The sequence below is a fragment of the Bacillus sp. RZ2MS9 genome (assembly GCF_001816185.2).
In the GTDB taxonomy this organism is placed as follows: Bacteria; Bacillota; Bacilli; order Bacillales; family Bacillaceae_G; genus Bacillus_A; species Bacillus_A cereus.
The window spans coordinates 2,683,770-2,703,148 of record NZ_CP049978.1 but is presented as its reverse complement, the minus strand read 5'-3'; the positions used below and the strand labels follow the sequence as shown (position 1 = coordinate 2,703,148).

Here is a 19,379-nt window from a genome sequence, read left to right as displayed (position 1 = left end):
GGAAATATTTAAGCGAGATAGTGCGTATATTAATACATTCAAGTAAATGTATGTTATTTAGGGAGAAATGGTGGGAGGAGATGTGATTTTGGCTAAAAATAAAAAAAGAAATGATGCTTTGGCAATAGGTGTCGGTATAGGGGTTGTAATTGGTGTATTTCAAGGGCACTTTACAAATAATTTAGTAATAGGAATTGTAATTGGGATTATAATTGTGATTGCGTTTTTGAAGAAATAATGAGATGTAAATTCATTTCAAAAATTGTTGTATCAAAAGAATGAAAATTCGGAATACGAAACCTGTTTTTCCTTTTTTTGTGATATTATATATGAAAAGGAAGGTGATGGATATGTCAACAAACAATCAAATAGAACAAAACTGTTTCATTTGCAAAAAACATATAGGAAATATTATAGTTCCAGGTGGAGCTATTTACGAAGATGAACTCGTTTACGTTGGACATGTCCACTGGGATAGTGAAGAAACATACCTGGGTTATGTAATGATAGATATAAAAAGACATGTACCTGGCCTTGCTGAACTAACAGATGAAGAAGCGAAAGCGTTCGGACTTATAACAAGTAGAGTAAGTAAAGCGCTAAAAGAAAGCGAAGGTGCAGAGCATATTTACACTTTTGTTTCAGGAAATGGTGTACCACATATGCATATGCACATTATTCCGCGTTATCCGAATACACCAAAAGAGTTTTGGTCACCAACCGAGATAGCGAAATGGACTGGCGCACCATATGGTGACGAAGAGAAAATAAAAAAACTATGTGAAAGAATACGAAAGTATATGGTAAATGAGTATGCATACAAAAAATAATACACAATATTCATGGGTTGGAAATATAGAAATGTGTTTAGGAGAAATTTCAGTTAAACAATATGGTGATATTGTACTTGGTAAATATGGCGGGAATAAAAGTGCTGGAGCGAAAAAGAATGAAGATGGTGCATTAGTTTGGTCAAATGGTGAATGGGAATTTGCAGCTATATTAGATGGACATAATAGTGCAGAAAGTGTTGATTTAGTAGTAAATACAATCGAAAAAGAATATGAAAATATAAAAGTAATTTTGAATGAACCAATTAATACAGTGTTTCAATCTGTTGAAAATCATATACTGACAATTTTTCAGGCATCTTCATTTAAGGAAAAGTGCAAAAAAATTAAAGGTGAAACAGCTTGCTTACTATGTGTAAGGAAAGAAAATTATATATGGTGGCTTTCTATCGGTGATTGTTTAGTGTATGTATTTCATGAAGAGTTACATAAGTTAGGACAATATGCATTAAATCAACGTCATTTTTACGAATGGATTGGAAATGTAAACACATTTGATTTACCTGTTCCTTGCTATTCATCAGGTATTCGTGAATTACGTACTGGAAAGAACCGAATTGTAATGGTGACAGATGGAGTATTAGAATGCGGGGAACGCCGATATGAAATACCTGTAAATTTGTATAATGCTATGAACAGAAATGATAAAACACTTAAAGAAAATATTCACAATGTTTTAGAACACGTGCATCATCAGTTGGGACGTGATAGTGCGACAATTATTAGTTGGGACGTAGAAAATAAAAGGAATGCTACGTATCCGAGTGATCAGCCGGAGAAAATGAAAGTAAGAAAATAAAAGGATAGGTTTTTTTGTCAATTAGAAAAATAACTCTATTAATTTTATGAGTACTATCTACATTCATTTTGAAAAAATAGCAAGAAAAAGGTTATACATCCCGAAGAAAAGGATGGGAAATAGATTGTTGTTGTACAATACATAAAACATGTCTTGATAAAACTACTACTAAAGAAGTAAGCATAAAGAAAATGAAGATATTATCGAAACATTAAAAAATTATATAGTCCACTTTGTTACGAAAACATAATTAATTTAATAGGAGGGAATGCAATGGGCAACTCTACTATTTGGATTATAGTTATTAGTATGATAATTGGAGGATATTTTTTAGAAAAGTTTTTAAGGAAAAAATTAAATATGCCAAAGGGGAATGTTTGGATATATAAACATATAAATGGTTTACATGTAAAATTAGAAATAGGTCTTTTTATCATATATCTTATAGTAAGTTTTATTTATCTGTTCAAAGTAGAAAATGCTAATATAGGAATTGCTGTACTTACTTATTTTGGAGCAATTTCCTTATTACGCGTATGGATGGAATGGAAGTATAACAGAGAAACAAAGGAATATATTCTTTCTATAATTGGATTCTTTGCATTTGTTTTTATGGTTTCAATGTTACTTTATTTTGATCCTCTTTCTACATATTAATATCGTTTTGTTTTTTTATGATGAATATTTAAAAAGAGTAGCTACCATTATTTATCTTGATAGTTACTCTTTTTATTTACAACTTCCTAAAACTCCTCAAAACAAGATATTCCCACAATCTCCAAGGAAGAATCTTCTTCGCAAAGATCATAAATTTCACACCTTTACCGATTGGATATCGTAAATTTGTACGCTTAGATTCAGCAATTTCTACAATTTTATTAGCAACATCTATCGGATTACCAAATGTATCACTGCCGCTATTAATATGTTTTTGTATTTTATCCATATACTCTTTGTAAGGAGATGTTGTATCAGATTGGTTTTCAGCGAGTTGTTTCCCAACCTCCCATATGTTTGTGTTATAAGAACCTGGTTCAATTAAAGCAACATCTATTCCGAAAGGTTTTCCTTCTAAGCGAAGTGATTCACTCCAGCCTTCTAATGCATATTTTGAAGATACATAAGGAGATAAACCAGGGAATCCAACTTGGCCGCTAATGCTGCTAATATTAATGATTTTTCCACTTCTTTGTTTTCTCATATACGGTAAGACAAGCTGGGTAATTGATATAGCCCCAAATAGGTTCGTTTCAAATTGTTTGCGGTATTCCTCTACTGGAATTTCTTCTACAAAGCCCCCATTTGCATATCCTGCGTTATTAACAAGAAGGTCTACTTTTTGTATTTCTTTTAAAAATAATTGGAAGTTATGTATAGAATTTTGATCGGTTACATCTAATTGTTGAACTTTTATATTTTGCTGTAAGTTGAGTTCAGTAACTTGAGATAGTAAGGTTCCTTGTTTTTCTAGGTTTCGCATTGTAGCAATGACTAAATAGTCTTTTTTCGCAAGTTCAAGCGTTGCTAATAGGCCGAATCCACTTGAAGCCCCAGTAATAATTGCAATTTTTTTATTCATTGTCGGCTCGCTTTCTTTTTCTTTTATCATAACGAGATATAAAGGTAAAAGCTATTTATTGTATAAAGATATTTGTTATAATTGAAAATAATTATCAATTGATTGTAATTTGTATATAAAAGGAGTGTGGATTTCATGAAGACTAACAGTTTTCATGATATTTTTAGTAAATATTTTCATGGGTTACAAGTTGTAGAAGAAAGATATATGTATGTGCCAAAAACAATAGGTATGGGTGAAGTGCGAAGGTGGAGCTCGTTTTCTGGAATGGAAATAGTGCTATCAAATTACCAGTTTCATAAAAACCATCGCATTCAATTTGCATCGGATGCAGCAATGGTGGAACTTAATTTTTGTTTACAAGGATCCGGGGAAGTACAAGTTGGTTACTCTACAAATAAATTAATGGCTGGGAATAGCTATTTATATTTTATGAATGACTTTGAAGTTCTATTTGAATATGAAAAAGAAACTCCACTATATTCATTAGCAATTGGAATTCCTGTACAGTTGTTTAATCATTTCATGCTAAATTGTGCTATTGAAAAAATTCATGATTTTCATACTATAATAGGAAATCAATCTTTTAAAAAGTTTCAAACCCCCATTGATGCCCTAACATCTAATATTATTAAGAGAATGTTAGAGAATCCCCAAAAGGATCGTATTAATCAACTCGAAATAGAAAGTAAAGCGCTCGAATTGCTTTCTATATACTTTGGGAAAGTATTACTGAATGATTGTGATGCAAATAAAAGGAGCCAATTATCCAAAAAGGATTTAAATAAAATAAAACAAGCTGAAGAAATTTTACTTCAAAGAATGGAGTCACCCCCATCATTATTAGAATTGGCTAAAATAGTAGGATTAAATGATTATAAATTAAAAATTGGTTTTAAAGAATTATTTGGCACGTCCACATTTGCATATTTAAGAGAACAGCGAATGGAAAGAGCAATGCTTTTATTGCGTTCGGGAACTAGTAATGTGACCGAAACGGCAGTTGCTGTTGGATACAATAATATTAGTCATTTTTCAGAGTCATTTAAAAAGAAATATGGAATGAAACCTTCTGAAATTTTGCGTATGTATTAAAAATCCGTTATACCGTAAACTCCTCCACCATTTGGTAGTTGTATTTTGTCATAATCATTATAATTACAATCAACATCCAATTGGAAATAATTTTTTATGGAGGAATTTAAATGAAAGAGCGGAATGAAAGTCATTTTTGGATATTTGTATTAATAGGAATCTTTCTTATTATAACAACAACTGGTTTCGCCCGTATGGCATATGGAATTATACTGCCATTTATGCAGGAAGGACTTCACTTATCTACGGCTCAATCAGGTATGCTAGGAACCATACTTTTTTTAGGTTATTTATTAACTGTAGGAACATCTGGAATATTTACTATCCGTTTTGGCGCAAAATCAGTTTTATTAATAGGCAGTTGGTTCGTCGTTATAAGCTTAATGGGATTAGCGTTTGTTTCTTCGTTTTGGATAGTTGCTTTTTGTATGCTATGTGCTGGAGCTGGTAGTGCTCTTGTATATACACCACTCATGTCAATAACGGTAGGGTGGTTTCCAGACAAAAGAGGAACTGTAATGGGACTGTTATTAAGCGGTGCAGGTATAGGTATGCTATTTAGTGGAATAATTGTTCCTTATGTAGTGCGCACATTTCCTGAGTATAGTTGGCGTGGTGCATGGTTTTTGTTTGGAGTTATTACATGTATCATTGTATTTGCCGCTTCAGTTGTTTTGAAAAATCCAGAAGTTACTGAAGATGAGCAAAAAATGAGTAATAAATCGTTTTTATGGAAAACGAAAGAACTATATATCATTGCATGGATGTATTTTATTGTTGGTGTTGTATATTTAATTCCAAATTTATATCAAACTAGTTTTATGATTGATAGTGGTATCTCAGCATCAATTTCGGGGACTGTTTATGCAATTGCTGGCATCTTTTCAATCGTAGGAGCATCTGTCTGGGGATTTATTTCGGATCGAATTGGTATAAAGAAGAGTTTATGTAGTGCGCTTTTATTAGCTATTATAGGTGATATGGCTCCAATTATATTTGGAAATATAACTGGTTTTATCGTGTCGGCAATTATTTGGGGTTCTAGCCTCGGAGGTATACTATTATTAATTCAAGTTGCAGCTTCAAAGCAAGTATCTCCGAAATATGTCTCAATGGCAATTAGTTTTATATCTGTTTTCTATGCAGTTGGGCAAATGATTGGACCTGGAATTGCGGGCTGGGTTATTGAGAGAAGTGGTTATGCATTAGCTTATGTATTAGGTGCTTTCGGTTTCTTTATGTGCATATGTATGGGGTTATGCTTAAAAAGAGGAAATCTTACAAACTCAGCGTATTTAGAGAAGTGAGTATTGTCATGAAATGAATCTTTTTAACAGGAGGGAAGAAAAATGGTCCATGTGAAAGATGTATTAGCAGATCAGTTATTAGCAAATGCAAATGATCCCAGTTGGTATATGCCATTTTCAGATGCAGTTAAGGATTTATCTGAGAGGGAAGCTTTCTGGAAACCGAATGAAGAGAGTAATAGTATAGCTGAAATTGTACAACATTTACTGTATTGGAACTCTACGTGGCAAACTAGGTATAAAGAATCAAATGTTAATGCAGTACCCTCTATAGGAGATAATAACAAAAGTTTTATGCTTTCAGATAATCAAACTTTCGATGAATTACGGGAAAAACTACTAGAAAAACTGTTACAATGGCAAAATCTTATAAATGAAGAAAAGGTTGAAAGTGATGTAGTAGGATTTCCTGTTTCTGCAAAGTGGTGGGAAGTGTTAGCGAATGTAACAACTCATAATGCATATCATATTGGCCAAATTATTTACATCCGAAAATTACAGCAGAGCTTTGATAATGAATAAGATAATAGTTCTCAAATTAGGTGAACAAAAGTGGACAAAACGAGACAGATGTCTCATTTTGTCCACTTTTTTATTATGAAAGAAAAGAGAAAACCTATTAAATCAAGGATTAGAATTTGGCACGGTACTTGCAATATAACAGACGAACAAGAAAATAGGAGGGCTGGACATGTTAAAAACAACTGAAAGTAAAGGGAATGAAATTACGAAAGAACAAGCTCGTTGGATGTACGAAAAAATGTTAGAGATTCGTAAGTTTGAAGATAAGGTGCATGAATTGTTCGCGCAAGGCGTTTTGCCAGGTTTTGTTCATTTATACGCAGGTGAAGAAGCGGTAGCAGTTGGTGTATGTGCCCACTTAACGCATAGTGACAGTATTACAAGTACACATAGAGGTCATGGACATTGTATCGCAAAAGGTTGTGATTTAAATGGTATGATGGCTGAACTTTTCGGGAAAGCAACAGGATTATGTAAAGGTAAAGGCGGTTCCATGCATATTGCGGATTTAGATAAAGGAATGCTTGGTGCTAATGGCATTGTAGGCGGGGGTTTCCCACTTGCTTGCGGTTCAGCATTGACAGCTAAATATAAAGGAACAAAAGATGTAAGTGTTTGTTTCTTCGGTGACGGAGCAAATAATGAAGGAACATTCCATGAAGGGGTTAATTTAGCGGCGATTTGGAAGTTACCAGTTATTTTTATTGCAGAAAATAACGGTTACGGTGAAGCAACTACATTTGAATATGCTTCAAGTTGTGATTCTATTGCGGATCGTGCAAAAGCTTATAATATTCCAGGCGTTCAAGTAGATGGAAAAGATCTTCTAGCTGTATATAAAGCTGCTGCGGAAGCAGTGGAACGTGCGCGTAATGGTGATGGTCCAACAATTATTGAATGTATGACATATCGTAATTACGGTCATTTTGAAGGTGAAGCGCAAACATATAAAACATCAGAAGAAAAAGAAGAACATTTAAATGAAAAAGATGCGATTGTGAATTTCCGTAAGCATTTAATTCATGAAGGTTTATTAACGGAATCTGAACTTGTTGATATGGAAAAAGCAGTAGATGATGCAGTACAAAGATCCATTGAATTTAGTGAAAATAGTCCATACCCAGACGATGAAGAATTATTAAAAGATGTATACGTTTCTTACAAATAAGAGGAGGGTGAAAAATTATGACTAGAACAGTAAGTATGTCAACTGCAATTAATGAAGCGATGAAAATCTCAATGCGTCGTGATGAAAATGTAATTTTAATAGGTGAAGATGTTGCAGGCGGTGCACAAGTTGATCATCTGCAAGATGATGAAGCTTGGGGTGGTGTTCTTGGTGTTACGAAAGGACTTGTACAAGAGTTTGGCCGAAATCGTATATTGGATACACCAATTTCTGAAGCGGGTTATATGGGAGCTGCGATGGCAGCTGCTGCAACTGGGTTACGTCCGATAGCTGAGTTAATGTTTAATGATTTTATTGGTAGTTGTCTTGACCAAGTATTAAACCAAGGTGCGAAATTCCGTTATATGTTTGGAGGTAAAGCAAAAGTACCCGTTACAGTACGTACGATGCATGGTGCTGGTTTTAGTGCAGCTGCACAACATTCACAAAGTTTGTATGCCTTATTTACGAGCATTCCAGGTATAAAAGTTGTCGTTCCTTCTACTCCATATGACGCAAAAGGCTTATTATTAGCGGCAATTGAAGATGACGACCCGGTAATCTTCTTTGAAGATAAAACACTTTACAATATGAAAGGTGAAGTGCCGGAAGGGTATTATACAATTTCTTTAGGAAAAGCAGATATTAAACGAGAAGGTTCTGATGTAACAATTGTCGCAATCGGAAAACAAGTTCATACAGCACTTGCAGCTGCAAAGCAATTATCGAAAAAGGGGCTTGAAGTAGAAGTAATTGATCCACGATCTTTATCACCGCTTGATGAAGATACTATTTTATCATCTGTTGAAAAAACAAATCGTCTTATCGTTATTGACGAAGCGAATCCAAGATGTAGTATCGCAACAGATATTGCGGCAATTGTAGCGGATAAAGGTTTTGATTTGTTAGATGCACCTATTAAACGAATTACAGCACCACATACACCTGTTCCGTTCTCACCACCACTTGAAAAGTTGTATTTGCCAACGCCAGAAAAAGTAATTGAAACTGTATCAGAAATGATTGGAGACCAATCTTTATTACATGTGTAATAAAACGATGAGAAGGGAGAGAGACACATGGCTGTAGAAGTTGTAATGCCGAAGTTAGGTATGGCGATGAAAGAAGGTATTATTACGAGCTGGAATATTAAAGCAGGCGATAATGTAGCAAAAGGAGAACTAATTGCTAGTATTAATTCAGAAAAAATTGAAACGGAAATTGAAGCGCCAGCTGATGGTACGGTACTTGATATAGCTGTAAGTGAAGATGAAGGAGTGCCGCCTGGTACTGTAATTTGCTACATCGGTAAACCAAATGAAAAAGTAGAAATGCAGGAAAGCACACATGTGGTAGAAGAAAAAACATCTAATATAGAAGTACAAAATCAAGAACCAAATGGGAAAGAAGTAGCGAAGCAAAGAATTAAAATTTCACCTGTAGCGAAGAAAATTGCAAAGTCTGAAAATCTGGATATCAAGGCATTAGTTGGTACAGGTCCTGGCGGAAGGATTACAAAGGCAGATGTATTAAAGGCGCTAGAAGAAAGAGTAGCAAATCCAGAAGTACCTGAACAAGAAGAAAGTACAGTCGTTCCTGTTACTGGTATGAGAAAAGCAATTGCGAGTCGTATGCATGCAAGCTTACAAAATAGTGCGCAATTAACGTTAACGATGAAAGTAGATGTTACAGATTTAGTTGCATTACATAAAGACATAGCGGAAGTTGTGCAAAAACGATACGAAAACAAACTAACCATTACGGATTTCGTTTCTCGTGCTGTTGTATTAGCACTTAGAGAGCATAAAGAAATGAACAGCGCTTATATAGATGATGCCATTCATCAATTTGAACATGTGCATTTAGGCATGGCAGTCGCATTAGAAAAAGGATTAGTCGTTCCAGCTATTCGCTTTGCAAATAATTTATCTTTAGTAGAGTTGTCTAAAGAGATTAAGGATATGGCACAAAAGGCGCGAGCAGGTAGCTTAAGTAGTGATGATATGCACGGAACGACATTTACAATTAGTAATTTAGGTAGCTTTGGTATTGAATATTTCACACCTGTATTAAATACACCTGAGACTGGTATTTTAGGTATTGGCGCAATTGAACATGTTCCTGTATATAAAGGGAAAAAATTTAAAAAAGGTAGTATGTTACCTTTAAGTTTAACATTCGATCATCGTGTACTAGACGGTGCACCAGCAGCTGCATTTTTACGCACAATTAAATATTATTTAGAAGAACCTATAACAATTCTTTTATAAAGAGAAGGTGAGAGAATGAGTAAATTAGTTGTAATTGGAGGCGGACCAGCTGGATATGTAGCGGCAATTACCGCGGCTCAAAATGGAAAAGAGGTCACTCTTATTGATGAAGCTGACCTTGGCGGAACGTGTTTAAATGTTGGGTGTATGCCGACGAAATCATTGTTAGAAAGTGCAGAAGTGCATGACATTGTGAGAAAAGCGAATGATTATGGGGTTACGCTTAATACAGGAAGTATATCAATTGATTGGGATCAAATACAGGCAAGGAAATCACAAATCGTAATGCAACTCGTCCAAGGAATACAATATTTAATGAAGAAAAATAAAATTAAAGTTGTAAAAGGAAAAGCGAAATTCGAAACGGATCATCGTGTGCGAGTTGTACAAGGAAATAAAGAAGAAGTAGTGGATGGAGAGAGGTTTATTATCGCAGCTGGTTCCGAACCTACAGAATTACCATTCGCTCCGTTTGATGGAAAATGGATTTTAAATAGTAGCCATGCGATGTCTCTTGAGAGTGTACCATCTTCATTGTTAATCATTGGCGGTGGTGTAATAGGATGCGAGTTTGCAAGTATTTATAGTCGCCTTGGGACAAAAGTTACGATTGTTGAAATGGCACCGCAATTATTACCAGGTGAAGATGAAGATATCGCACATATTTTAAGAGAGAAATTAGAAAGTGATGGCGTAGAAATATTTACAGGAGCTGCTTTAAAAGGATTAAATAATTATAAGAAGCAAGCTTCAGTATCCAAGAAGCTAACCCGGAATATGTTCTCATTTCTGTCGGCCGAAAACCACGTGTACAACAATTAGATTTAGAAAAAGCAGGGGTTCAGTTTTCAAATAAAGGGATTGCTGTGAACGAACATATGCAAACGAACGTATTACATATTTACGCAGCTGGTGATGTGATCGGTGGAATTCAGCTTGCTCACGTTGCCTTCCATGAAGGGACGACAGCAGCATTACACGCAAGTGGAGAAGACGTGAAAGTAAATTATCACGCTGTGCCTCGATGTATATACACAGCTCCAGAAATAGCTAGTGTCGGGTTAAGTGAAAAAGGTGCAAGAGAACAATATGGTGATATTCTCATCGGAGAATTTCCTTTTACAGCGAACGGAAAAGCTCTTATTTTAGGAGAACAAGTAGGGAAAGTAAAAGTCATTGTGGAACCTAAATACCAAGAAATTGTAGGGATTTCTATTATCGGTCCTTATGCAACTGAACTTATTGGTCAAGGAACCGTAATGATTCATACAGAAGTTACCGCTGATATAATGAGAGATTATATTGCAGCACATCCAACTTTATCTGAGGCGATTCATGAAGCGTTAATGCAAGCAGTAGGACATGCTGTACATGCTTAAATAGAAATATGATAAACCACTATTCTCTAAATGAAAGAGAGAATAGTGGTTTGAATTTTTATAGAAGAAATTAAATGTCTTATTACTATTTAATTTCAATCGCTGAAGTAATATCGTTCCAATCAGCAGCTAAATTAGCAGTTTTACCGTACCAATCAGCGTGTTTAAATAAAACGCCTTTTCCATATCCTTGTGTTGAAGTGTGCTCCCAAAGTGTCGTTGAATAACTTGCAGAAGGTGACGCTGTACTTACAGAAGAAATTCTGTCATTCCAGCTAGATGGTAAGTTTTTAAAGCCGCTACTCCAGTAAATGTATTGGCCACCTTTATCTTTATGTTCATAAAAATCAGTACTACCAGCACCGCTACCTAAAGGATTAATTTTATTTTTAATTGCTTTTTTATCCTTTTCAATATACGCATCTAATGTTTCACGACTAGTAAAACCATAAGCTAGCCAATCCCCATTTTCATTTTGCTCTGGTAATACCATAGTAATTTGGATATTTTTCTTATCCTGATCATTTAATTTTGCAAATGAATTAACATTTTGCTCATCCACTTTTAAATAATCAAATGACTTAATTGTGTTGCTTTTTTCTTCAGCACTTACCGCACCTAGTCCTCCAGTTAATGCAAAACCCGCTACTAATGTTCCTGCTACTAATTTCTTCAACATATAACCATCCCTTTTTGTTTGAATTTTTGTACAGGTGAATCTTGTACAGCTAAAATGTATTCTAATTTTATACTTTTGTAAATATTCTGAAGTTTTAGAAATAATAGGCGGAATATTTACAGTTTTACATTTTTTCTTTAGAAAAAATAGTTATTGGAATGATATAATAAGTGGATATATTGTTTTTACTGGATTTAAAAATGTTTTAGGAGAGGTGTCATTGAAATATTTTACAAGAGATTGGTATAAAAAAATGCAAGTTTTAGAATTTGTAAGTTTTATAGAGTCTATAAAAGAATGGTCAGAAATGGATATACAAAGTTTAAAGGAAGAAATAGAGGAAAGGAAAATAGATTTATTAAAATTCCTTCCTGAATCGATATACTCAATTATACAAAACATCACAATTAATTCAGAATACCCATTAGGTGAACTGAAAAAACGTATGCAAAAGTGGACAACAGATTATGAGAAAAGAGTGGCACAATTAGATCAATTATACGTAGAATATTTTAATTCCATTGAGAAAAAACTTCCGTCAAATGTCGCTCAGTTACACAAGACATTACTACACGATAGTGTAATTAAAGTAATAAAGAGAGAATCAGAAGATACTTTGTCTATCGTATTAGATTGCAGTGGTACTTTTAGTGAATTTGATAAACTTGAAGTAACCTTTATAGGAGTAACAAAGTGTTCTATGCCGGAAAACTTTGAAAATGCTTGGTGGTTATATCATGAAATAGCTCTTACTGAAGATGGTTTTGAACTAGGTGTTTTATTTGACTCTCCATTTAGAGAAGTGACGATTTGTGCGGCAGATGTATTACTTGTGAAGAAATAATGTTGTATGGAGTATTACAAACGTTTGACATAATAAAAAAATAAAGTTATTGTAGATACATGAAGTCTACAATAGGAGCTGTATTATGAAATATTCTAAAGCTACAAATTATGCTCTTCATACAATGCTTTTTCTGGCAAAGGCTACACCAAATAAGTTAGTTAGTGTTCACCAATTAGCAGAAATGCAAAATGTTTCACCAACGTACTTGTCTAAAATACTAACTAAGTTGACGAAGGAAGGGATGATACATTCATCATCTGGTCCAAAGGGCGGTTACTCACTTAGTAAGAATTGGGAAGATATTTCATTTTTAGATATTATACATGCAATTGAAGGTAAAACATCATTGTTTGAATGTTGTTTACATGACAAACCTGGATGTTTAATTAATGAAGTAATGCTCGCAGCAGAAGAGAAAATGGAAGAAGAGTTACGAAATCAAAAAATCGTAGATCTTGCGAAAAAAATAAAAGTGGATTTTTAATCTGCTTTTATTTTTAAATTAATTAAGGATAAAAAGACTCTTTGATATCTTTAATTGTAGTTAGAAAATGATATGAAGAAGGAGAGAAGATGATGACTAAATTTTGGAATGATCGATATAAATCAGATGAATATTTTTACGGGGAAGAACCTAATACATTTATTAAAGAACAAGCATTTCGTTTAGCAAATCACAATAAAGTAATAGCATTTGCGGAGGGAGAAGGTAGAAATGCTGTATTTCTAGCAAGACAAGGGAACGAAGTAACAGCTATTGATTATTCGGAAGATGGATTAGAGAAGACAAAAAAATTGGCAGAGAAGCATAACGTAAACGTGCATACAAAAAAAGTAGATTTATTAGCTGATAGTTTGCCAGAAAATGAATATGATGCAGCAATTATGGTATTTGGACATTTTCATGATGATTATAAAAAAATGATATTAGGTAAAATGATACAAACGATAAAGCCTGATGGTTTAATTATGTTTGAAGTTTACTCAAAAAAACAAATAAACTATGGTACTGGTGGACCAAAAGATGTTGATATGCTGTATGATCCAATTGATATCCTTACTTGGTGTGAAGAACATAAGGTAATTCATTTCTTTAATGGCGAACAAGAGCGAGTTGAAGGGAAAGGGCACACTGGTTTAGCTGATGTTATTCAAGTTGTTATTAGAAAATGAATATAAGTGTTAATGAAAGGTAAATGTATGAATGTAAAAAGACCAGTCATTTAAGACTGGTCTTTCTATTTAGATACTAAATTATCAAGCTTCCAATATGTATTTGTTAACGGCGCAGCTTTGCTATCTATGTATAAATACATATTATTTAAATCTTTTGGTGAAGTTTTCAGTTCAAACACAACGTCAGTAGTTAAAGAGAATTCGTGTGGAACATTTTTATAGTGCTCGTCATCTATCGGATGAGCTTCACCTTCATATTTCTGACCAGTTTTTTCATCTTGTATGAAATATTTTATTTCCGAAAGATCAATAGTTTGTCCATCGTCCCGAACATTATTAATCATAACACGAGTAGTAAGGCGCCGCTCTTTGTCTATTTTTTCAAACTTTGCATTTTCAACTGTTGCTCTATAGTATTCGTTTTTAACTATTTCTCCATAGTGCATTGCATTCTTTTCGAGAGCGCTCTTTTCTTGTTTTGATGTAGTATTGCTATTACATCCTGTTAATATTCCAGTAAATAATAATGCTGTACATGTCGTTTTGATTAATGATTTCATAGTAATCCCTTTCTGTATTAAAAAGTAAAACATAGGAATAATTTTACATCAACAGGAAGGTAAATGAAAGTATTTTTGCGTAATATACAGATATACATTTATTCGGTTGGCAAATTAATGGGATAGAAAGGGGGAGAAGACTGTATAAAACGGAATAAATAAGAACTGAAAATATTGTAAAACAGAAGAGGCATACATATAATTAAAATAAAGTTTAAGTTTCTGAATCTCCAATAACGGTGGTGATAACATGTTTACTGAAGAACGTCGAGAGAGAATCTTAGAACTACTTAATACAGATGGAAGAGTAATCGCAAAGGAACTTGCGGAAAGATTTGAAATGTCTATTGATTCTATAAGAAGAGATTTGTCTATTATGGAAAAGGATGGTTTATTAAAAAGAACGCACGGAGGTGCAATTGAACTTACGCGAGTGAGGAACTTAGCTGCGGAACCAGCTAAACGTTATAGTGATAGCTCAATATATGAGAACACAATTGCAAAAGTTGCGACATCTTATATACAAGAAGATGATTCTATTTTTATTGGCGGGGCTCCCGTTCATAATGCGATGCTGAAATATTTACCGGAAGTATCATTTACGGTTATTACGAATTCTATAGAAATAGCTGGTCATCTAAGAGAATATAAGAACATCGATACATATTTAATTGGTGGAAAAGTAAAGCCTTCAGGAAATATTACTGATACATTTGCCTCTGAATTGATAAGTAGATTTTCTATTGATCTTTATTTCTCTACAGGTGGAGGCATTTCATTACAAGGTATTAGTACTGCAACACCTGAAGTTGCTTATTTTAGTAAAAGAGTAAGTGAAATTGCTAGAAGAAATATTTGTTTAGCTCCGCATAATAAACTTGGAATAGATTGTTTTATAAGAGGAGAGTCTCTAAAAGAAGTTGACCTTATTATAACTGACGAAGAGGCTAGTAAAGAAACTGTTCAGGAATTTGAGAAACAAGGTAAACAAGTTGTAATAGCGCCATTATATTGATTTGAAAGGAGTTTGACATGATTGTAAAAGAGCAAGAGTATCATATAAATGGATTAACTTATACAATTCGTTCTGCAGCTGAAAAAGATGCTGAGCAGTTATCGAAAATTAGAGTTCAGATTGATGGAGAAACTGAAAATATGGATAGAGATGCTGGAGAGGGATTTATAGATGACCTAGGGTTTCAAAAAATAATAAAAACAGATAGTGAAGAAACGAAGAATCTCTTTTTAGTTGTAGAAGTGCACAATCGAATTGTTGGATTTTCAAGATGTGAAGGATCAAATTTTAAGAGATTATCTCATAAAGTGGAGTTTGGCGTTTGTATTTTAAAAGAGTTTTGGGGATATAGAATGGGGAAGAGCCTATTACAACAATCTATTAAATGGGCTGACGAAAATGCAGTAAATAAAATATCTTTACAAGTATTAGAGACAAACGAGAAAGCTATTCATCTTTATAAAAAATTAGGTTTTGAAGTAGAAGGCATTTTGAAAAATGACAAAAGACTATCGGATGGAAAGTATTATAATACGGTAGTGATGGGAAGATTTACTAATACTTTTCATGAAAGAGGTGAAGAAGTATGTTTTACAGAAGGAAGTACTATGTAGTGAAAAATGAATTCATAGAAGTATTTAATGATCATTTCAATCACACGAACTTACCTAATCAATTAAAGCATGGTTCTAGGCTAATAGGACGCTGGATGAAAGATAATAAGAATGGTACGTCTGAAGTATTTGCCATATGGGAATATGATAGTTATGAACAGTATAATGAAATAGAATCGAAAATTAGAAGTGACGAGAGGCATATTAAAGGAATACATGAATGGTATGAAAACCATGGAGGGAAAGAATATGTTTTACAGGAGTACATAGTAGAGATGAAAAATGAAGAGTTAGTATGTACTGTAAAGTAACAGAGGGGTGAGGGATAAGAGAAATTAAAACAAAATTATATTTTAGTTTAGCATCCACTATTTTATTTGCAATAGCCGTGATTGTTTTCTTTATAAATGGTAATCCACAAAAGTGGTTTTGGTTATGTATTTTCTTTGCGTCCATTATACAAAATATAGTGCTACTAAAAAAGAATAAAGAAGTGCATTAAGATATTCAAATTATTAACATATTTGTGTCGTCTTGCTAGTTGTATTGAAAACGCTTTTATTCAGTTTTATAATAAAAGTATGTTTTATAAATCTCCAAAACAATTAAAAGGGAGATGATACAATGTTAGCTTCACCGTTTTACTTACATACATGGAAAAAGTTTGTTAATGAAGGTGTTCTTGATTCAAATCGCATAAATCAAAGAATTTCAGAATCGTGGCATCGATGTAAACAGGCTAATGTTAATCCTCACATGAATAAAGGTCAGAAAATTTTGTCTTCTAACATTTTTCAAGAACAAAAGAAAAAGAGTGAAATTTTCCTTGATATCGCATTACCTCAAATACAAAATATGAGAAAAACCATTGATGAACTACAAATGATGGCATTATTAATCGATCCAGATGGTTATGTTCTATCGTTAAGTGGAAATAAACAAACGTTAAAGCGAGCGAAACATATTAATTTTATTGAAGGTGTAAAATGGACGGAATCAGCTGTTGGTACAAATGCAATTGGAACAGCGCTAGAAATTGAAGAAGTTATTATGATAAGTGGTGCTGAACATTACACCGTGGCATCTCATAGCTGGAGTTGTGCGGCTGCTCCCATTCATAATGATGATGGGAAATTAATTGGTGTTCTAGATTTCTCGTGTCCGATTGAATTTTCGCATCCATATATGCTCGGTATGGTAACTTCAATTGCACATGCGATAGAACGTGAATGTAGCATAAGAGTTCATCAAAATGAATTACACTTAATCCATCGTTTTTTAGATGTCATTGATAGTGATGAACAAGTAGTTATTTGTAATCATCGTGATGTTATCGTTTCTGCGAGTAAGAGCGTTCGTGAACGAATAAATAATTGGTCAAGAATGAAACTTGAAGAGTTAATGCACCATGGATTGGAAACTAAATTAGAGATACCAGTATATAGTAATGAAAGAATGATTGGGAAATGTATGTATTTAAAGGAAAATAAACAAATGAATACATATTCTGCTCTCACATTTATAAAAGGGATTACTTTTTCAGGAGTTACCGGGACAAGCAGAGCATTTCAACACACACTAGAAGAAATTAAGCTTGTTTCACCGACTGATGCTAGTGTGTATGTATGTGGTGAGACAGGAGTAGGAAAGGAATATGTCGCGAGAGCGATTCATGAAAATAGTCCAAGAAAAGACGGGCCCTTTATAGCTGTTAACTGCGGTTCTTTGCCTAAAGAATTAATGGAAAGTGAATTGTTCGGTTATGCTGAAGGTGCGTTTACAGGTGCGCGACGTCAAGGATATAAAGGGAAATTTGAACAAGCAAACGGAGGAACATTATTTTTAGATGAAATTGGTGAAGTACCACCAGAGATGCAAGTAGCATTATTGCGTGTTTTACAAGAACGCACAATAACTCCAATTGGGAGTTCAAAATTGGTACCAGTAAATATTCGTATTATTACTGCCACACATAAAGATTTACTACGGTTAGTAGAAGAAGGGAAATTCCGTCAAGATTTATATTATCGTTTGCACGTTTATCCGTTATATGTTCCATCGTTAATAGAAAGAAAAGAGGATATCCCATATTTTATACAACACTTTTGCGAACAGAAGAATTGGAATGTTGTATTTCCAAAGAGTATATACAATCAATTTTTACAACATACATGGCCCGGAAATATTCGGGAACTAGTAAATGTATTAGAACGCATTTACATTTTGTCGCAAGGACGGGAAATATGCGAAAAACAAGTAGATTTTTTGTTACAAACAATGAGGGGAAATCAACAACAACTTGAGTTACAAGTTGAAAATAAAACAGAACATACATTACATTTTCGCGAAAAAATACAGCGTGATAGCATGATTGAAGCATTACAAAAGACAAATGGAAATGTTTCGTTAGCTGCAAAACTATTAAATGTACCCCGTAGTACATTTTATAAACGAATGCAAAAATATAAGTTATAAAGTAGATTTTTGCAATCTACTTTTTCTTTGTGGGCTCATGTTCTGTCGGAATGTGCGCTTACCGGGGAAATAATAGAACAGTTAGAAATTAATTTCCGAAAGGGGGACTTATGTGAAGTATATTGAAATTGGCTTCGGAAATAGGTGGTTCGTTCGAACAGAAACTGAAAATAAAGATGGAACTGAATTTGAGGAACGAGGAATTATAAAACCTATTTATTTTGAGTCTTTATATGTACGAATTTGGTTTCGGAAAACGTGTTTTATTTTTGATACGAAAGAAGGGTTTAAAAAAACTAAGAAGAGGAGGATTGAATATAAATTTATAGTTGGAATTGTAAGTAGACTGAATAAAGAAAAAGTGTGCTGATATACGTTATTATATTGACCAGGAAATTCTTTGGACTTATATTAAATTCATAAAAAGCAATTTTACTAAATATAAATTGTTAATAAAACCACTAAAAATTATTATCAAGACCTAAAAGCTAAAAATCCTAAAAAAATAAAGGTGAGCGCATATTAGTCATGTATAATATGTACTCCCCTTTATTTTCTTGTTCAAAGCACCCGTTAGTCACTCATGGAACATGGAATAAAGTGTAGTATTGACTTAAAATAAAGTTTGATAATTTATAAAAAAGATTGATAAAACCCTGTATTAATATAAGATTTTTCTTTTGGCCCTTAAATTTCAGTTGTATTGTTCAATTAAAGGGCCAGATTGTTGAGGAAACAGGAATAATAAGAATACTCAAAATATTGTTTGTGAAGTGTTACACTTAAACTAACGGGCAGTTTAGCTTAAGTACATTTTTTCACAAATTTAAAGGGGGATATTTCCCCATTTTTTATACTAGCTTAACGTTGATTCGGGAATGTTGAACTTCGCTACCTGCTAATTGAATTCTACTTCATCTGGAGACCTTTAAATTAAAATGTTTCCTTTCTTCTGACAGACTTATTAAATTTCGAAAACAATCAATTCAATCATCTTTTCGTATAGAAAAACTTATTAAGAAACATGCACTAGAAAAAATATA

Annotated in this window: 21 protein-coding genes and 1 pseudogene; 19 read left to right on the top strand and 3 right to left on the bottom strand. The window is 33.5% G+C overall.

The genetic code is table 11. From position 1 onward, the window contains the following. Nucleotides 1-70 precede the first annotated feature (70 nt). From BHV55_RS13800 to BHV55_RS13785, 4 genes are all read left to right on the top strand, one after another. The gene (locus BHV55_RS13800; RefSeq protein WP_002196584.1) at nt 71-238 is read left to right on the top strand and encodes a glycine zipper domain-containing protein; all 168 of its coding nucleotides are present in this window, start codon (nt 71-73) and stop codon (nt 236-238) included. Between the two features lie 91 nt (nt 239-329). Beyond that, nucleotides 330-830, top strand: coding sequence for an HIT family protein (locus BHV55_RS13795; RefSeq protein ID WP_003284488.1), 501 nt, complete (start codon nt 330-332; stop codon nt 828-830). Continuing rightward, nucleotides 814-1,650 carry a PP2C family serine/threonine-protein phosphatase gene (locus BHV55_RS13790; protein ID WP_053078835.1) on the top strand — a complete coding sequence of 279 codons (837 nt, stop codon included), beginning with the start codon at nt 814-816 and terminating at the stop codon, nt 1,648-1,650. Before BHV55_RS13795 ends, BHV55_RS13790 begins: the two co-directional genes overlap by 17 nt. A 273-nt stretch (nt 1,651-1,923) precedes the next feature. Beyond that, the gene (locus tag BHV55_RS13785) at nt 1,924-2,307 is read left to right on the top strand and encodes a DUF4181 domain-containing protein (RefSeq protein ID WP_000528450.1); all 384 of its coding nucleotides are present in this window, start codon (nt 1,924-1,926) and stop codon (nt 2,305-2,307) included. A 76-nt stretch (nt 2,308-2,383) separates the two neighbouring features. Here the strand turns inward: BHV55_RS13785 and BHV55_RS13780 are convergent, their stop codons facing one another. Next, nucleotides 2,384-3,229, bottom strand: a complete 846-nt coding sequence (locus BHV55_RS13780; protein WP_048567607.1) for an oxidoreductase — start codon at nt 3,227-3,229, stop codon at nt 2,384-2,386. Nucleotides 3,230-3,364: 135 nt separating this feature from the next. Between BHV55_RS13780 and BHV55_RS13775 the strand changes: the two genes are divergently transcribed. The 7 genes and pseudogenes from BHV55_RS13775 to lpdA all read left to right on the top strand — a co-directional run bounded on the left by BHV55_RS13775 (nt 3,365) and on the right by lpdA (nt 10,970). Beyond that, the gene (locus BHV55_RS13775) at nt 3,365-4,324 is read left to right on the top strand and encodes a helix-turn-helix transcriptional regulator (RefSeq protein WP_070757866.1); all 960 of its coding nucleotides are present in this window, start codon (nt 3,365-3,367) and stop codon (nt 4,322-4,324) included. A gap of 110 nt (nt 4,325-4,434) precedes the next feature. Next, nucleotides 4,435-5,631 (top strand): MFS transporter, encoded by a 1,197-nt coding sequence (locus BHV55_RS13770; protein WP_000664566.1) that lies wholly within the window; start codon nt 4,435-4,437, stop codon nt 5,629-5,631. Nucleotides 5,632-5,673: 42 nt separating this feature from the next. Beyond that, the gene (locus BHV55_RS13765) at nt 5,674-6,153 is read left to right on the top strand and encodes a DinB family protein (protein ID WP_000233797.1); all 480 of its coding nucleotides are present in this window, start codon (nt 5,674-5,676) and stop codon (nt 6,151-6,153) included. 169 nt (nt 6,154-6,322) lie between these two features. Beyond that, nucleotides 6,323-7,321, top strand: coding sequence for an acetoin:2,6-dichlorophenolindophenol oxidoreductase subunit alpha (gene acoA, locus BHV55_RS13760; protein ID WP_048567609.1), 999 nt, complete (start codon nt 6,323-6,325; stop codon nt 7,319-7,321). Nucleotides 7,322-7,338: 17 nt separating this feature from the next. Continuing rightward, complete coding sequence (acoB, locus tag BHV55_RS13755; protein ID WP_000198907.1) at nt 7,339-8,373, top strand: acetoin:2,6-dichlorophenolindophenol oxidoreductase subunit beta; 1,035 nt, start codon at nt 7,339-7,341, stop codon at nt 8,371-8,373. A 27-nt stretch (nt 8,374-8,400) separates the two neighbouring features. Further along, entirely contained in the window at nt 8,401-9,591 is a 1,191-nt protein-coding gene (locus tag BHV55_RS13750) for a dihydrolipoamide acetyltransferase family protein (RefSeq protein ID WP_070757864.1), read from the top strand. A 15-nt stretch (nt 9,592-9,606) separates the two neighbouring features. Next, a pseudogene (gene lpdA / locus BHV55_RS13745) lies at nt 9,607-10,970 on the top strand (dihydrolipoyl dehydrogenase). Between the two features lie 85 nt (nt 10,971-11,055). Here the strand turns inward: lpdA and BHV55_RS13740 are convergent. Next, nucleotides 11,056-11,649: a hypothetical protein gene (locus tag BHV55_RS13740; RefSeq protein WP_000914430.1), complete on the bottom strand. Its 594-nt coding sequence runs from the start codon at nt 11,647-11,649 to the stop codon at nt 11,056-11,058. A 220-nt stretch (nt 11,650-11,869) separates the two neighbouring features. Here BHV55_RS13740 and BHV55_RS13735 point away from each other — a divergent pair, with 220 nt between their 5' ends. From BHV55_RS13735 to BHV55_RS13725, 3 genes are all read left to right on the top strand, one after another. Beyond that, the gene (locus BHV55_RS13735; protein WP_070757862.1) at nt 11,870-12,493 is read left to right on the top strand and encodes a DUF4085 domain-containing protein; all 624 of its coding nucleotides are present in this window, start codon (nt 11,870-11,872) and stop codon (nt 12,491-12,493) included. Nucleotides 12,494-12,578: 85 nt separating this feature from the next. Beyond that, entirely contained in the window at nt 12,579-12,980 is a 402-nt protein-coding gene (locus BHV55_RS13730) for an Rrf2 family transcriptional regulator (RefSeq protein ID WP_000877650.1), read from the top strand. 89 nt (nt 12,981-13,069) lie between these two features. Then, entirely contained in the window at nt 13,070-13,669 is a 600-nt protein-coding gene (locus BHV55_RS13725) for a class I SAM-dependent methyltransferase (protein WP_070757860.1), read from the top strand. A 65-nt stretch (nt 13,670-13,734) separates the two neighbouring features. Here BHV55_RS13725 and BHV55_RS13720 read toward each other — a convergent pair whose 3' ends face one another. Beyond that, nucleotides 13,735-14,232, bottom strand: a complete 498-nt coding sequence (locus tag BHV55_RS13720; protein ID WP_000838470.1) for a hypothetical protein — start codon at nt 14,230-14,232, stop codon at nt 13,735-13,737. A 250-nt stretch (nt 14,233-14,482) separates the two neighbouring features. Here BHV55_RS13720 and BHV55_RS13715 point away from each other — a divergent pair, with 250 nt between their 5' ends. From BHV55_RS13715 to BHV55_RS13695, 5 genes are all read left to right on the top strand, one after another. Next, nucleotides 14,483-15,247: a DeoR/GlpR family DNA-binding transcription regulator gene (locus BHV55_RS13715; RefSeq protein WP_000493660.1), complete on the top strand. Its 765-nt coding sequence runs from the start codon at nt 14,483-14,485 to the stop codon at nt 15,245-15,247. A gap of 17 nt (nt 15,248-15,264) precedes the next feature. Then, nucleotides 15,265-15,861, top strand: a complete 597-nt coding sequence (locus BHV55_RS13710; protein WP_000635686.1) for a GNAT family N-acetyltransferase — start codon at nt 15,265-15,267, stop codon at nt 15,859-15,861. Then, nucleotides 15,834-16,172 carry an NIPSNAP family protein gene (locus BHV55_RS13705; RefSeq protein ID WP_000499983.1) on the top strand — a complete coding sequence of 113 codons (339 nt, stop codon included), beginning with the start codon at nt 15,834-15,836 and terminating at the stop codon, nt 16,170-16,172. The genes BHV55_RS13710 and BHV55_RS13705 overlap by 28 nt, the downstream gene beginning before the upstream one ends. Nucleotides 16,173-16,485: 313 nt before the next feature. After that, complete coding sequence (locus tag BHV55_RS13700) at nt 16,486-18,336, top strand: sigma-54-dependent Fis family transcriptional regulator (RefSeq protein WP_070757858.1); 1,851 nt, start codon at nt 16,486-16,488, stop codon at nt 18,334-18,336. Nucleotides 18,337-18,448: 112 nt separating this feature from the next. Next, entirely contained in the window at nt 18,449-18,706 is a 258-nt protein-coding gene (locus BHV55_RS13695; protein ID WP_000873827.1) for a DUF3977 family protein, read from the top strand. Nucleotides 18,707-19,379: the final 673 nt, after the last annotated feature.

What these genes read in the sequence shown, in the direction of transcription:
- BHV55_RS13795 (WP_003284488.1), top strand. Translation starts at nt 330, where the DNA reads ATGAAAAGGAAGGTGATGGATATGTCAACAAACAATCAAATAGAACAA.
- BHV55_RS13790 (WP_053078835.1), top strand. Translation starts at nt 814, where the DNA reads ATGCATACAAAAAATAATACACAATATTCATGGGTTGGAAATATAGAA.
- BHV55_RS13785 (WP_000528450.1), top strand. Translation starts at nt 1,924, where the DNA reads ATGGGCAACTCTACTATTTGGATTATAGTTATTAGTATGATAATTGGA.
- BHV55_RS13780 (WP_048567607.1), bottom strand. Translation starts at nt 3,229, where the DNA reads ATGAATAAAAAAATTGCAATTATTACTGGGGCTTCAAGTGGATTCGGC.
- BHV55_RS13775 (WP_070757866.1), top strand. Translation starts at nt 3,365, where the DNA reads ATGAAGACTAACAGTTTTCATGATATTTTTAGTAAATATTTTCATGGG.
- BHV55_RS13770 (WP_000664566.1), top strand. Translation starts at nt 4,435, where the DNA reads ATGAAAGAGCGGAATGAAAGTCATTTTTGGATATTTGTATTAATAGGA.
- BHV55_RS13765 (WP_000233797.1), top strand. Translation starts at nt 5,674, where the DNA reads ATGGTCCATGTGAAAGATGTATTAGCAGATCAGTTATTAGCAAATGCA.
- acoA (WP_048567609.1), top strand. Translation starts at nt 6,323, where the DNA reads ATGTTAAAAACAACTGAAAGTAAAGGGAATGAAATTACGAAAGAACAA.
- acoB (WP_000198907.1), top strand. Translation starts at nt 7,339, where the DNA reads ATGACTAGAACAGTAAGTATGTCAACTGCAATTAATGAAGCGATGAAA.
- BHV55_RS13750 (WP_070757864.1), top strand. Translation starts at nt 8,401, where the DNA reads ATGGCTGTAGAAGTTGTAATGCCGAAGTTAGGTATGGCGATGAAAGAA.
- BHV55_RS13740 (WP_000914430.1), bottom strand. Translation starts at nt 11,649, where the DNA reads ATGTTGAAGAAATTAGTAGCAGGAACATTAGTAGCGGGTTTTGCATTA.
- BHV55_RS13730 (WP_000877650.1), top strand. Translation starts at nt 12,579, where the DNA reads ATGAAATATTCTAAAGCTACAAATTATGCTCTTCATACAATGCTTTTT.
- BHV55_RS13725 (WP_070757860.1), top strand. Translation starts at nt 13,070, where the DNA reads ATGATGACTAAATTTTGGAATGATCGATATAAATCAGATGAATATTTT.
- BHV55_RS13720 (WP_000838470.1), bottom strand. Translation starts at nt 14,232, where the DNA reads ATGAAATCATTAATCAAAACGACATGTACAGCATTATTATTTACTGGA.
- BHV55_RS13715 (WP_000493660.1), top strand. Translation starts at nt 14,483, where the DNA reads ATGTTTACTGAAGAACGTCGAGAGAGAATCTTAGAACTACTTAATACA.
- BHV55_RS13710 (WP_000635686.1), top strand. Translation starts at nt 15,265, where the DNA reads ATGATTGTAAAAGAGCAAGAGTATCATATAAATGGATTAACTTATACA.
- BHV55_RS13705 (WP_000499983.1), top strand. Translation starts at nt 15,834, where the DNA reads ATGTTTTACAGAAGGAAGTACTATGTAGTGAAAAATGAATTCATAGAA.
- BHV55_RS13700 (WP_070757858.1), top strand. Translation starts at nt 16,486, where the DNA reads ATGTTAGCTTCACCGTTTTACTTACATACATGGAAAAAGTTTGTTAAT.